The sequence below is a fragment of the Streptomyces malachitofuscus genome, assembly GCF_055571035.1.
In genome coordinates, this window is record NZ_JBVIGA010000029.1 from 82,508 (window position 1) to 96,086 (window position 13,579).

The window sequence follows — 13,579 nt, forward strand, 5'->3', positions numbered from 1 at the left end:
CTCGTCACTTGGCGAGGGTCAGGGCGGCCCGACGACGCTGCAGCGTGGTGATCCTGACGACGACGGCGATCGACAGTGCGGCGACGACGGCGATGTCGATGAGCATCAGGGACCAGCCGGTGATGTCGACCATGCCGCCCACCACCGCCGGGCCGAGGAAGCCTCCGCTCGCCCAGCCGACGGTGTACAGGCCGGCGTAGGTGCCGAAGACCCGGGCCGACGGGGCGAGGTTCCACAGCACCACCACCGCGTTGACGAGGAAGCAGGTGGCGCCCGCTGCCGCCAGGCACAGGGCCGTGGCGGTGCCGGTCGGTGTCTGGATCACCGTGCCCAGCACCATGGCCACGGCGAAGACCGACATGCCCGCGGCCATGACCCGCAGCCGTCCGTAGCGCTCGGCCAGGACCGCCGCGGGATAGGCGGCCAGGATGAACGCGATGCCGCTGGGCAGCGTGAGACCTCCGGCAGCTCCTCGTGACATGTCGAGCGCTTCCATGCCGTACGGCGTCATCAGGGACCGTGATGCGGCCCACGCGCCGCCGAACAGCAGGATGGCCACCAGGATGAGCAGCCGGCTGCGATCGGTGTCCTTGAGGATGCCCACGAAGGTGTCCCACACCCGTGGGTCATTCCGCTCCGTCGCCTCGTGGCCCTCCGCCACCGCGGCTCGGTAGCCGTCGGACTGGCTGTCGCGCACGGTGGCCGCGAGTACCAGGACGGAGACGAGCATGATGATGGCGGGGATGGCGAACGCCACGTTCAGGTGGTCGTCGACGAGGAAGATGCTCAGGAGCGCAGCGACGATGGCCGTGACACTGGAGGCGATCTTGACCGCGGCGTTGGCGCGGCTGCGTCTCCCGGGCGGAATGAAGTCGGGGACGAGCGCCTCGGCGATCGGTTTGAAGGTGTTGGCCACGAGTGCATAGCTGAACATGACCAGGATCAGCAGGGGCAGTGACGCCGCCGTGTGCGGGATGACGACGAACAGCGCGGCGGCGATCGGCATGCCGACGACCAGGTAGGGGATGCGCCGGCCCCAGGAGGTCCGGGTGCGGTCCGACCGGTTGCCGATCCACGGCTGGATGAAGATGCCCAGCAGGTTGTCCATGCCCATCAGCAGGCCCACGAGGGCCGCGCTGGTGAGGTGCTCCTTCAGGAGAGGGGGCACCTGTGATTCGTAGAAGTTCCACGTCGACTCCTGGGCGAACACCGCGAGAGCGACCAGGAACGTGATGCGCCGAGTCCCTTGGCGCTGCCGTTCAGCCACCGGCCCGGGGCTCCGCCGGGTCATGACGCCGATGCCGTTCCGGGCGTGCGGTCCGCGTCGCCGTGGGGACGGAGTCCTGCGGGCGGGCTCGCGGCAATGCGGTCGGCTATCGCCTTGCCGAGTCCGGACGTGGTGCCGGAACCGCCCAGGTCGGGGGTGACCGCGTCGGGCTGCTCGTCCAGCACGCTCTCGATCGCCGCCACGACGTGTGCGGCCGCCCCGGGCTCACCGAGGTGATCGAGCATCATGGCGCCGCTCCAGATCTGCCCGACGGGATTGGCGACGCCGAGACCGGCGATGTCGGGGGCCGAGCCGTGCACCGGCTCGAAGAGGCTGGGGAAAGCACGGTCGGGGTTGATGTTGGCGCTGGGGGCGATGCCGATGGTGCCCGTGCAGGCCGGCCCCAGGTCCGAGAGGATGTCACCGAACAGGTTGCTCGCCACCACCACGTCATACCGGTCGGGCTGCAGGACGAACTTCGCGGTCAGAATGTCGATGTGATCTTTGTCCGCGGCCACCTCGGGATACCGGGCGGCCATCTCCTCGGCACGCTCGTCCCAGTACGGCATCGAGATCGAGATCCCGTTGCTCTTCGTCGCCCAGGTCAGGTGCTTGCGGGGCCGGGAGGCGGCCAGCTCGAAGGCATAGCGCAGCACCCGGTCGACCCCGGTGCGCGTCATGACCGTCTCCTGCACCACCGTCTCCCGGTCGGTGCCCTCGAAGATGCGGCCGCCGATGCTGGAGTACTCCCCCTCGGTGTTCTCCCGGACGACGAGGAAGTCGATGTCGCCGGGCCGGTGGTCGCGCAGCGGGCTGCGTACGCCGCGCAGGAGCCGGACCGGACGCAGATTGACGTACTGGTCGAACCCCCGCCGCATCTGCAGCAGGCTGCCCCACAGGGAAACGTGGTCCGGGACGACCTCGGGCCAGCCGACCGCCCCGAAGTAGATGGCGTCGAAGCCGCCGAGCAGGTCCCGCCAGTTCTCGGGGAGCATCGTGCCGTGCTCGAGCCAGTAGTCGGCGCTGGCGAAGTCGAACTCGGTGACCGCGAGCCGGAACCCGTGGACTTCCGCGGCGGCTCGGAGGCTTCTCAGGCCCTCGGGGACCACCTCCCGTCCGATCCCGTCACCCGGGATCACGGCAATGCGGTAGGTGTTCGGCACGGTCCACTCCTCGGCCCACGTGATCGATGTGCTCGCCGGTGGTGAACGCCCGGTTGAAGCGTCCGGCCACCGTGTGGACCCACCATGGCCAGCGATGACGTGCCGAACAAGACACTGACCGGCAAGGCAGGCTTTCCTCAGGGGAAAGCCTGCGGCGCTCCGGTCAGGCCAAGGAGTCGATCCACTGCTCCAGCCGACGCCCCTGACGGCTCATCAGGTCGGGATCGTGCAGGGTGTTGGTGAGCAGTGACATGCCCTGATAGGCCGATACCAGCGAGACGGCCAGGTCGCGCGCCTCGTCACGGTGCCCCATGGCACGGAACTGTCCCTCGGCCCAGTCGAGCAGGAGTTCCATCACCGGGGCGGCCGTGTGGTCGTGACCGTCGTCGCGTCTGTCCAGCTCGCCGGCGAGGGTCCCGAAGGGGCAGCCGTAGCGGGCGGCGAGGTCGCGCTGGTCGACCCATCCTCCGACGAGGGCTTTGAGACGTTCGGCCGGGGTGGCCAGCTCGTCGAGTACGGCGGTCAGCTCGCGCAGCCGGTCGGCGTGGCCTGCGACGACAGCGGCAACGAGCTGCTCCTTGGTCTTGAAGTAGTAGTAGACGTTTCCCACCGGGACGTCGGCGACGCGGGCGATGTCGCTGAGGGTGGACCTTTCGACCCCCTGACGATGGAACACCTCGGTGGCAGCCGTGACAAGCCGCTCGCGCTTGCCGGACCCGCGCCGGGCGGAGCGCGGGCCCGTCTTCTTCTTTGAGTCAGTCATCTCACTCATCACCATAGACGGCTTGCGTCCGGACCAGAAGCGTGTAGGTTCTTAGTCAGTCAGCTAACTAATTCATGGCGTGGGCCGCTGCGGCCGTACACGCCTGACTCACGGGAGAAGCTCATGATCGCCGTAACAGGTGCGACGGGGAACGTCGGCCGGGAACTCGTCGGACTACTGGCGGGCGCCGGAGCCCAGGTGACCGCATTGTCCCGGCGAGCTCCCGGCGCACCCCTGCCCGGCGGGGCGGTGCACCGGGTGGCGGACCTGGACGACCCGGCCGCCCTGACCTCCGCGCTCGACGGGGCCCGCGCACTGTTCCTCATCGTCGCGGGCAGCGATCCCCAAGCGGTACTGAAGGCGGCTCAGGCGGGCGGCGTCACCAAGGTGGTACTGCTCTCCTCACAGGGTGCCGGTACCCGGCCGGACGCCTATCGTCACGCGTCCGCCCATGAGGCCGCGCTGCGCGCATCGGACGTGGAGTGGACTGTGCTGCGTCCCTGTGGATTCACCACCAACACCTTCCAGTGGGCGGAGGGGGTGCGGACACGGCGAACGGTGTCCGCACCGTTCGCGGACACGGCCTTGCCGATGATCGACCCGGCCGACATCGCGGCGGCCGCCGCGGTGGCACTGACCGAGGGCGGCCACCACGGCAGGACGTACGAGCTGACCGGCCCGGAATCGCTGACGCCGCGTCAGCGCGCCCAGGTGATCGGCGAGGCGCTCGGCGAACCGATTACCTTCACCGAGCAGACCCCCGAGGAGGCGCGCTCCGGCATGCTGCACATGATGCCGGAGCCCGTGGTGGACGCGACGCTGGCCATCCTGGGCACGCCGAGCCCCGCCGAGCAGGCCGTCAGCCCTGCCGTCGAGCAGCTTCTGGGCCGCGCGCCCCATTCCTACGCCCACTGGACGGGATGCCACGTGTCCGTCTTCCGCTGAGCCTCATACCCGCCAGGGTGGGCCGGGATCGCGTTCTCACCCGGTCTGCGGGCACATGGGATCGGCGATCGCCGACACCGTGTACGGGGGTTCGCCCGGCGGATCGTCGAGTTGGCTGTTGACGACGTACAGCCGGCAGCCGTGGCGGGCGAGTGTGGTGGGCAGGTCGAACGGCTCTCCGGTGATCCGGTGCCGCACCGCGCCCGCACGCAGGTCCTCGTCCAGCTCGGCGACGTACACCCCGCTCGGGGCGCCGTAGTTGAGTACCGCGTACAGGGTCTGGCCACGCAGCACCATGCCGTCGGCGCCGAACGACTCACCGCCCAGCCGCACTTGTTCCACGGCCCGCGAGGAGGTGTCCACCCGCCACAGCGCCTCGGTGCCGTTGGACGCCACCAGCAGCGTCCCGCCGGCACGATCGGCCACGATGCCGTTGAGCAGCCAGTACTGCGCCGGGAACTGCGGCGAGGCCGAACGGATGTCGAGCCAGGGGCGCAACGGGCCGATCCGGCCGTGCCGCACCTGGGCCCGGTGGATCACGGGGTTGGCCCAGTCGGTGACGTACACGGCATCCGGGGTGATGACCAGATCGTTGAGATCCGGTGCGCCGAGCGGGCCGTCCTGAGCGGTACGCCGTGCCACCAGCCGCCCCCGTGCGTCGTGCACCGTGAGGGTCGCACCGCCGACGGAGTGGACCCTGCCCCGTCGGTCGGTGTGCACACCGAGTGTGCTGGTGCGGTCCTCGACGCCCCGGGCGGGGAACGGGCGGAGCTCGGGGTCGCCCACATGGCCCCGGAACAGTCTCCCCGTCCCGTCGGACGACACGTACAACGTGCCGTCGCGCGCCACGGTGATGCCCTCGGGCAGAATCCCCGGGGCTCGCGAGACGACGTAGGTGTCGGGAAGGTCCCGAGCGCCGGCGGTGCCGGTCTGACCGGACACCGCGAGGAGCACCGAGGCCCCCAGACAGAGGAGCCGTGTCGTCATATGCATGAATCGACCTCCTGGAAGAGCCGTGACCACGAGGGTTCGTGGAGCGACTCCCCCAGGCTGGTCCGCACGGCACGCCGCCGCCCGGCCTTTCAACCCTGGTTGAAAGGCCCGGTGTTGCCGATAATCGGTGGCCGTGATCCGTCTTCACTTCTCGGCCGCCGACCTGCGCCGCATCGTGGTGGCGCCGCGCCCCGACGCCTTGTTCGAAACGGCGCTCAGCGTGCGCCTGCTGCTGGCCACGCCGACGGTGGGCAACGGGCGCCGCGCCGGACCGCTCCAATGGCAGCGTGCGATGAGCGGAACCCCCGTGAGCCGGGCGGGAATGCTGGCGGAGCTGGTCCGCCGTGACGACTATCTCCCCGACTTCCTGCTGCAGCCGGGCGCCTCCTGCTTCGGCGACGCGGTCGAGTCGGTCCACGCCACACCGGCCCCGCGGCTTCACCGGGATCTGGCGCAGCTCACCGAACCGGCGGGAGTCATGGGGAGACGCGACGGCCGGTCGCCGGGCGTCGACCGGCAGCTGCGCGAACTCGCGCAGGGAAGTCCTCGGGCACGCGACGCCCTGGTCCGGGATCTGCGCGACTACCATGCCTCGTCCCTCACGGAGTTCTGGCCCCACATCGCCGCCGCGGCCGCGGCGGATCGTGCGCTGCGCGCCGAGATGCTGCTGCGCGGAGGCGTGGACGCGCTGCTGACCACTCTCGCCCCGACCTGGCGGTGGCAGCCCCCGACGCTCCACCTGCCCTCGCGTTCGGCCTTCGACGTGCCGCTGTGCGGGCGCGGTCTGCTCCTGGTCCCCTCCTTCTTCGCCGGCAGGCCGTTCGTGGGGTACCACCCGGACGAACCCACGGTGCTGGTGTATCCCCTGCACGACGGCGACACCGCCGATGTGTCCCTCGACGCCCTCGCTCCGCTGCTCGGCCGCACGCGAGCCGCCGTTCTGGCCGCGCTGCGCACGCCGGCCACCACCACCGCCCTGGCGGAACGCACGGGCATCTCACTGGCCGGTGCCAGTCAGCATGCCGCCGTCCTGCGCACTGCGGGACTGATCCGCACCGAGAGAACCGGCACGGCGGTCCTCCACACCCTGCTTCCCCTCGGCCGGGCCCTGCTCGACGGGAACCCGTAGGGCTTCCTCCCACCCCCCGGATGCCATGGCGGGACATGAAGGGTCATCCAGCGGGCACGAGGGCTGGGAAAGGGGCTGATCGCGATGAATCAGGTGGTGCAGCAGCGTGGCGGGGGCGGAGGCTCCAGCGGTCTCTACGACGTCCTGGAGCTGATCCTCGACCGGGGACTGGTGATCGACGCGTTCGTACGGGTTTCTCTCGTCGGTATCGAGATACTCAAGATCGACATTCGCATCGTGGTGGCGAGCGTCGACACCTACTTGCGCTTCGCCGAGGCGTGCAACCGGCTGGATCTGGAGTCGGGACCGCGCAAGCCCACCGGGCTGACCGAACTCCCGGACAAGATGCGGGAGTCGGGCTCGCAAGGAGTGGCCAAGGGACTGCTGTCCGGTGCAGCGCAAACCGTCTCCGAGGCCTTTCAGCAGGCTCGCGACGAACCCCGGCGGAAGTAGTCACCACCGCACGCTCCTGAGCCGTTCGGCTGTCGCGTCATCGGCGGGGAAGAACGTCTCCACCGCGATCTCGTCCAAGGTCACGTCCCTCGGCGAGCCGAAGACCGTGGTCGTGTAGAAGAACGCGAGGTCACCGTGGTCCGAGGACAGGAGCATCGGGACGGCGAGGTCGTCGCGGCTCTCCTCGTCCAAGAGGGCGGCGGGTGCGGGGTAGGACTCCAGGTCGGCCAGCAGTTCCGCGAGCCCTTCGGCCGCTGTCCGGGCCAGTTGACGGCGTAGACGGCGCAGCACGTGCGCCCGCCACTGGCCGAGGTTGCGGATCCGCGGGGCCAGCCCGCCCGGATGCAGTGTGGCGCGCAGGACGTTCACCGGCGGGGTGAGGAGCGGGGTGGGCAGATCGGCGAAGAACGCCGTAGCGGCCCGGTTCGCTGCCAACAACTCCCATCGCACATTGACCGCGAGCGCCGGACTGGGCTCGTGACCGGCGAGTACCGCCTCCACGGCGGCCCGGGCCGCGCCGAGGTCCGCGAGCGGCCGTTCGCGATGGACGGGCGCGAAGCCCGCCGCCAGATGGAGGGCATTGCGCTCCCGCAGCGGCACGTCGAGTTCGTCGCAGAGCCGTTCGATCATGTTGCGGCTCGGGGTGGCACGCCCGGTCTCGATACAGCTCAGGTGCCGGGTCGATAGGTTCGCCGCCAGTGCCACGTCCAGCTGTGACCGGTTGCGGCGCTGCCGCCAGCGCCGTACGAGGAGTCCGACCGGTTCCGAGGTGACCATGGGACGAGGGTCTCCCACCGGGTGTGCGCCCGGCAATGACCTCACAGGTCATCGACATCGTGCCGCCGCGCATCGCACAGTCGGGGCACGGACCGCGCCTCTCACCGCACGGCCCCACCCGATGCCCGACCACCGAACAGAAGGAGCCGGCCATGTCCCGGACCATCGAACCGACCACCGCCCGGTACCAGGAGAGCCTCGACCGGTACCTGCGGTTCTGGAACACCTCGTCGTCCGACGAGGGAAACGACCCGGCGTCCGGCGTTTTCACCGAGGAGATCCGCTACTGCGCACCGGTCGGCGTCCTCACCGGACGGCAGGCCCTGATCGACTTCCGTGAGCGGTTCCGGCAGCACATGGAGACCGTCGCGTTCCGGGCGCGCCGGGAGCCGGAAATCCACCACGGCCACGCCCGGCTGCAGTGGCAACTCGACGCCCGGGGTGAGGAGTTCGCCACCGGAACCGACGTCCTCGCCTTCGGCCCGGACGGTCGCATCGACACCGTCACCACGTTCCTGGACAAGGCGCCGGAGGGATTCGACCCTCAGGCCCACGACTGAGCCGCGTTCCGCTCCTCTGCCGGACCCGGCCCGGCATCACTCCGGCATTTCCCATACGGTGATTTCGAGTTGGATGGTTCCCGGCCGGGATCTGCATGGCCTCGAGGCATGTGGCCTCACTCGGCTCCGAGTCGGAGGGAGGCAGCGGGGCCAGGCTGGGACTCACCGTTGAGCGTGCTGATCGCCGCATTGCTGACGTCGACGCCGATGTCGGTGCCCCTGGTGATCCTTTCGATGACGAGCGGGGGCTCGGTGTCCAGGTCGATCCTCTCGTCGCCCTCCGGGAAGTCGACAACTTCCGGTCCGAATCTCACCTGCGCGGGTTCGTTCGCCGTGCGCCCGGGACTGTTCGTGACGCCGGGAGTCGATGACGCCGAAGCGGTCGCGTCGGACGACGGCCGCGGTGTTCCGGGGGGTGTCGAATCCGCCGGCTCCGTCACACTCTTCGACGGAACCGAGTCCGCGGAGGGGGCCGCTTCCTGACCACTGACGGTCAAGGTCACGATGATGCCTGCGACAGGGATGAGAACCCCGACCACCCACCAGGCCCACCTCGGCTGCCGACGCTGCGAGGGCGGCGGTGGGGGCGCGGGGGCCTGCGAACCCTGGCCCGGGGGCGGTGCTCAGTCGAGGCAGAACTCGTTGCCCTCGATGTCCCGCATCACGATGCACGCGTCGTCGCCGCCGTCGTACAGGAGCCGCACGCGTACCGCGCCGAGCGGGACCAGTCGTGCGCACTCGGCTTCGAGCGCGGCCAGGCGTTCCTCGCCCAGCAGCCCGGTGCCGACCCTCACATCGAGATGCACCCGGTTCTTGACGACCTTGCCTTCGGGAACGCGCTGGAAGAACAGCCGCGGCCCCACGCCTGAGGGATCACTGCACGCGAACCACGATCCCCGGTCCTCGGGAGCCCGGGAGCGGTCGACGTCGTCCCACGTCGCGAACCCCGCCGGTGGCGGCGACACGACGTATCCGAGCACCTCGCACCAGAAGCGAGCGAGACGCTCGGGTTCCGCGCAGTCGAACGTCACTTGGACCTGCTTGACCGAAGACACGGGCGCACCCTAACAGCCGCCCGGAGCAACTGCCGTTCCGAGTATTGACAACGATGTCAGACGCGTGATCTAGTCCGCTTCCATCCAGCCAGGTGCCCCGATCACACGGGAACAGGAGACCGCCTCCATGCACAGACCGTTTCACCGATGGCGCAGTCGCGCATCGACTCTGCTCGCCACCCTCGTCGTGGCCGGCGGCGCCTTGAGCCCGGTGCCTGCCGTCGCCCAGGCTCCCGCGGCCGCTCCCCAACTCACCTCGTTGGTCAATCCGTTCATCGGTACGCAGAACTTCGGCAACACCTTCCCCGGCGCGAGTGCCCCTTTCGGCATGGTGCAGGTGAGTCCGGACACCGGCGGCCAGGGAGGCTACGACTACCAGCAGGACAGGATCCACGGATTCAGTCAGACCCATCTCTCCGGCGTCGGCTGCTCCGTGATGGGCGAACTGCCGCTCATGCCGACGACCGGAGCCGTCGACAGCGTCGACCCCGATGACTACCGCTCCGCCTACTCGCACGACGACGAGGACGCCGAACCCGGTTACTACCGGGTCGGGTTGAAGACGTACGACATCGACGCCGAGCTGACCGCGACGCCCCGCACGGGATGGCAGCGCTACACCTTCCCCGCCACCGGCCGTGCCAACGTCCTGTTCAACACGGGCAAGGCCAACCAGCGGGTGTACGACTCGGAGGTCCACGTCGTCGGCGACAGGACGGTCGAGGGCCGTATCGAGGCGGGCAACTTCTGCGCGGGCAAGGACCGGCACACCGTCTACTTCACCGCGACCTTCGACCGGCCGTTCGCCGAGCACGGCACATGGCGCGGCAACACCCCCTCCCCCGGTGAGCGGGACGCCGCCGGCGAGGGCGGGAACGGCGCCTGGGTGACCTTCGACGCCGGAACGGACCGTGACGTCGTCGTCAAGGTGGGGTTGTCCTACACGGGTATCGAGGGCGCGCGGAAGAACCTCGAGGCGGAGACGGAGGACTCGTACGACTTCGACGCCACGCGCGCGGCGCTGCGGGCGACCTGGGAGCGGCAGCTCGCCGCCGTCAGGATCGGCGGCGGGTCGGCCGAGCGGCAGCGCGCCTTCTACACGGCCCTCTACCACGCCCAACTGCACCCGAACCTCGCCGGGGACGTCGACGGCCGGTACGCGGGCTTCGACGGCAAGACGCACACCGCGTCCGGGTTCACGCCGTACCAGAACCTGTCGCTGTGGGACACCCACCGGCCGCAGAACCAACTGCTGCAGATGCTGCAGCCCGAGGTCGCCCGCGATGTCGCACTGTCGGTCGTCGCGATCGGACGGGACGGCGGCTGGCTGCCGCGCTGGTCGCTCGCCAACAGCGAGACCAACATCATGACCGGCGACCCGGTGACCCCCTTCCTGGTCGAGGCGTGGTCGAAGGGGCTGCTCGCGGGCCACGAGGAGGAGGCGTACGCGCTCCTCAGGAAGAACGCCCTGGAGACACCGCCGGACGACTCCCCCTACAACGGGCGTGCGGGGATCGAGCACTACTCGAAGCGCGGCTACATACCCAGCGGGCTCGAACTCGGTGAGGACTGCGCGGACAAGGGCGGTGACAACGACTGCGTGCACCCCGCCTCGGCGACGCTGGAGTACGCGGCGGCGGACGCCTCGCTGGCGCTGATGGCCAAGGGGCTCGGACACACCGCGGACGCCCGCCTGTTCGCCGCGCGCGGCCAGTGGTACCGCAACCTGTGGGACTCCTCCATCCAGCAGTTCCGGCCGCGCACCACCGACGGCACCTGGGTGACCCCCTACGACCCCGTCGAGGCGGGCCACCAGTTCCACGAGGGCGGCGCCTACCAGTACCAGTGGCTGGTGCCCCAGGACCCGGCCGGGCTGGTCTCCCTGATGGGCGGCAGGCGGGCCACGGAGAAGCGGCTCGACGACTTCTTCGTGTACGACAAGCTCCTCGAGGACCCGGCGAAGACCGCCCGTGAGGACTGGATCTCGGCGCCGTACGACTACTACGGGAAGCCGACCTACAACCCGAACAACGAGCCCGACCTGCACTCGCCCTACATGTATCTGTGGGCCGGTGCTCCCGCGAAGACCGCCACCGTGGTCCGTGCCGCGATGACCCTCTTCACGGACGGGCCCGACGGCATGACGGGCAACGACGACCTGGGAACCATGTCCGCCTGGTACGTCTTCTCCTCCCTCGGCCTGTACCCGACCACGAACGGCGCCGACTTCCTCGCCGTCTCCAGCCCGCAGTTCCCGTCGGCGGACATCCGCATCGGGGCGTACGGCAAGAAGCAGGGCGGCACCCTGACCGTCAGGGCGCCGGGCGCGAGCGACACGCAACGCTACGTCGAGCGGGCCGAGTTCGGCGGGAAGAACCTGCGCACCACCTGGCTGGACTGGGACGCGGTCGCCAAGGGCGGGAAGCTCTCCTTCGAGATGGCCGGCAAGCCGTCGGCGTGGGGCACGGGCAGGGGCGCGGAGCCGCCGTCCGTGAACCGCGCGCCGGCCGATTCCCGTCGCCACCTCGACGCGTCGCTCCGCACCGCCGCCGATGTGGTGCCGGCGGCCGACAGCGCGCAGAGCGTCCGCCTGAAGCTGGATGTGCTGGGCCAGTCCCCCGGCACACTGCGGGTGGGTGTCGCCGCCAAGGCTCCCGGCGGCTGGAAGGTGAAGACGTCCGGGTCCTTCTCCCTCACGTCCCATCGGCTTCCGGTGCAGCGGACCGCGGCGGTCGACGTGACGGTGCCGGCCGGAACCGCGCCCGGCAAGTACACCGTGCGGATCACCGCGACCGCGCGGGGCGTGAAGAGCGTGGAACGGACCGCGACCATCGAGGTCCGCGACGCGGCACGCTGCGCGGCGGGCGTCGACGAGGGATGTGCCGTGGACCTCGGCAAGGAGGTGAACCACGACGGCACCGCGACCGTCGCGGCTTCCGACGAGGGCGACTTCGACGGAGGGGGATGGAGCTACGACGGTGAGCTGTTGCCCGCGGCCGGTCCGGTCGAGTGGGACGGCGTCACCTACCACGCTCCCGATCCGTCCCGCACGGCCGCGAACTTCGTCGAGGCCCGCGGACAGGCCATGCTGCTCCCGGCCGGCTCGTACGGCGCGCTGCGCCTGGTCGCCGCGTCCCACCACGGCCCGGTGACGACCGCGCTCACCGTCCGCTACACGGACGGGAGCACCGCCGAACTGCCGGTCACCGTGGGCGACTGGGCGGGATCGGCACCTCAGGGCAGCTCCGTGGCACTGGAGATGCCGCACCGGATCAAGCGCGGACAGGGCGTGGACGGCCCGCCGGTGCGTCTGTTCGCTTCCTCGGCCGGCCTCGACGACTCGAAAACGGTGCGCTCCGTCGGCCTGCGGAACGATCCCCGGGTGCAGATCTACGCGATCACCCTCCAGCAGGGCTCGTAGCCACGTCGTCCCTCGCCTCTCGATCGTGAGGCGGGCCCCTCGAAGGGCAGCGTGACCATGATGGTCACGCTGCCCGGTCCTGCTAGCTTTCGGAGCCATGAAGGACGGTGTGTATGTGGGCAACGCGGGCAAGGACGCGGCATTGGACCGGGGGTGGCTGCTGGGGTACTTCAAGGATGTCGCCGATCCCCGGCACAGCGAGGACGTGGAGATCAAGTGGGGCGTTCACCCGAAGGGCGATGCGAGGGCGCAGTGGGTGACCGGTGAGGAGCGCACCGCGCTTCAGGTCCTCATCAGCGGTCGCTTCCGGGTGGAACTGCCCGGGCGCAGTGTGGTCCTGGCCGAACAGGGCGACTATGTCGTGTGGGGCCGAGGCGTCGACCACTCCTGGTTCGCGGAGGAGGAGTCGGTGGTCCTGACGGTCCGCTGGCCCTCGGTGCCCGGTTACCGGGTCGACCAGGACGGCTCAGCCGGCACCGCGTGACGCCGGGGAGAAGCCCGGTCGTGGCCGGGCTTCTCCCCGCGGAGGCGTCAGTGGCCGGTGCCCGGGTCCTCCGGCCGGACCCGTCCCCGCCAGCCGCCGGTGCTGCCGCCGCTCTCCACATAGTCCTTGAACCGGCGCAGGTCCCCCTTGACCCGCCGGTCGATCAGCCCCAGAGCGTCCGCGCCCTTCTCCGCGACGCCGGTGGGCTCGACGTCCATCGTCAGCTCCACGCGGGTGCGCGTGTCGTCCAGCGGCTCGAACCGCACCGAGCCGCGCTGCTGGACCTCCCCGCCGATGGAGCGCCAGGTCACGCGATCGTCCACGAGCTGGTCGACGATCTCCGTGTCGAACTCGCGCCGTACGCCACCGATGCTGGTGGTCCAGTGGTTGTGCCGGTCGTCGAGCTGCGTGACGTCCTCGACCCCTTCCATGAACCGCGGGAAGTCCTCGAACTGCGTCCACTGGTCGTACGCCCTGCGCAGCGGGACCTCCACGTCGACCGTTTCCTTGACCGTGCTCATTGATCCCTCCTGGTCTGCTTCTTCTCGGGGCCGGACGCGTGCGACGCG

General features: G+C 70.0%; 14 protein-coding genes. 6 read left to right on the plus strand and 8 right to left on the minus strand.

From position 1 onward, the window contains the following. Positions 1–4 precede the first annotated feature (4 nt). The 3 genes from ACZ44S_RS33180 to ACZ44S_RS33190 all read right to left on the minus strand — a co-directional run bounded on the left by ACZ44S_RS33180 (position 5) and on the right by ACZ44S_RS33190 (position 3,193). Positions 5–1,267, minus strand: coding sequence for an MFS transporter (locus ACZ44S_RS33180; RefSeq protein WP_466935848.1), 1,263 nt, complete (start codon positions 1,265–1,267; stop codon positions 5–7). Positions 1,268–1,287: 20 nt separating this feature from the next. Further along, positions 1,288–2,430 carry a tartrate dehydrogenase gene (locus ACZ44S_RS33185; RefSeq protein ID WP_466935850.1) on the minus strand — a complete coding sequence of 381 codons (1,143 nt, stop codon included), beginning with the start codon at positions 2,428–2,430 and terminating at the stop codon, positions 1,288–1,290. Positions 2,431–2,593: 163 nt separating this feature from the next. Beyond that, positions 2,594–3,193, minus strand: a complete 600-nt coding sequence (locus ACZ44S_RS33190; protein WP_466935852.1) for a TetR/AcrR family transcriptional regulator — start codon at positions 3,191–3,193, stop codon at positions 2,594–2,596. Positions 3,194–3,316: 123 nt separating this feature from the next. On the opposite strand from ACZ44S_RS33190, the gene ACZ44S_RS33195 reads away from it, so the two are divergent. After that, positions 3,317–4,138, plus strand: a complete 822-nt coding sequence (locus tag ACZ44S_RS33195) for an NAD(P)H-binding protein (RefSeq protein WP_466935855.1) — start codon at positions 3,317–3,319, stop codon at positions 4,136–4,138. A gap of 36 nt (positions 4,139–4,174) precedes the next feature. On the opposite strand, the gene ACZ44S_RS33200 is transcribed toward ACZ44S_RS33195, so the two are convergent. Beyond that, entirely contained in the window at positions 4,175–5,131 is a 957-nt protein-coding gene (locus tag ACZ44S_RS33200; RefSeq protein WP_466935858.1) for an SMP-30/gluconolactonase/LRE family protein, read from the minus strand. A 133-nt stretch (positions 5,132–5,264) separates the two neighbouring features. On the opposite strand from ACZ44S_RS33200, the gene ACZ44S_RS33205 reads away from it, so the two are divergent. Then, on the plus strand, positions 5,265–6,260 hold the full coding sequence (locus ACZ44S_RS33205) for an ArsR/SmtB family transcription factor (RefSeq protein ID WP_466935860.1): 996 nt from the start codon (positions 5,265–5,267) through the stop codon (positions 6,258–6,260). Positions 6,261–6,344: 84 nt separating this feature from the next. After that, positions 6,345–6,713 carry a gas vesicle protein GvpJ gene (gvpJ, locus tag ACZ44S_RS33210; protein ID WP_466935862.1) on the plus strand — a complete coding sequence of 123 codons (369 nt, stop codon included), beginning with the start codon at positions 6,345–6,347 and terminating at the stop codon, positions 6,711–6,713. Here the strand turns inward: gvpJ and ACZ44S_RS33215 are convergent, their stop codons facing one another. Then, complete coding sequence (locus ACZ44S_RS33215; protein WP_466935864.1) at positions 6,714–7,490, minus strand: helix-turn-helix transcriptional regulator; 777 nt, start codon at positions 7,488–7,490, stop codon at positions 6,714–6,716. 152 nt (positions 7,491–7,642) lie between these two features. Here ACZ44S_RS33215 and ACZ44S_RS33220 point away from each other — a divergent pair, with 152 nt between their 5' ends. Next, positions 7,643–8,050, plus strand: coding sequence for an isomerase (locus tag ACZ44S_RS33220; RefSeq protein ID WP_466935866.1), 408 nt, complete (start codon positions 7,643–7,645; stop codon positions 8,048–8,050). Between the two features lie 116 nt (positions 8,051–8,166). On the opposite strand, the gene ACZ44S_RS33225 is transcribed toward ACZ44S_RS33220, so the two are convergent. Further along, positions 8,167–8,364, minus strand: a complete 198-nt coding sequence (locus ACZ44S_RS33225; RefSeq protein WP_466935868.1) for a hypothetical protein — start codon at positions 8,362–8,364, stop codon at positions 8,167–8,169. Positions 8,365–8,673: 309 nt separating this feature from the next. Beyond that, on the minus strand, positions 8,674–9,105 hold the full coding sequence (locus ACZ44S_RS33230; protein WP_466935871.1) for a VOC family protein: 432 nt from the start codon (positions 9,103–9,105) through the stop codon (positions 8,674–8,676). A gap of 127 nt (positions 9,106–9,232) precedes the next feature. Here ACZ44S_RS33230 and ACZ44S_RS33235 point away from each other — a divergent pair, with 127 nt between their 5' ends. Both ACZ44S_RS33235 and ACZ44S_RS33240 read left to right on the plus strand, forming a co-directional pair. Beyond that, positions 9,233–12,526 (plus strand): GH92 family glycosyl hydrolase, encoded by a 3,294-nt coding sequence (locus tag ACZ44S_RS33235; protein WP_466935873.1) that lies wholly within the window; start codon positions 9,233–9,235, stop codon positions 12,524–12,526. A 97-nt stretch (positions 12,527–12,623) separates the two neighbouring features. Next, positions 12,624–13,010 (plus strand): cupin domain-containing protein, encoded by a 387-nt coding sequence (locus ACZ44S_RS33240; protein ID WP_466935876.1) that lies wholly within the window; start codon positions 12,624–12,626, stop codon positions 13,008–13,010. Between the two features lie 47 nt (positions 13,011–13,057). On the opposite strand, the gene ACZ44S_RS33245 is transcribed toward ACZ44S_RS33240, so the two are convergent. Continuing rightward, entirely contained in the window at positions 13,058–13,531 is a 474-nt protein-coding gene (locus tag ACZ44S_RS33245; RefSeq protein ID WP_466935878.1) for an SRPBCC family protein, read from the minus strand. Positions 13,532–13,579: the final 48 nt, after the last annotated feature.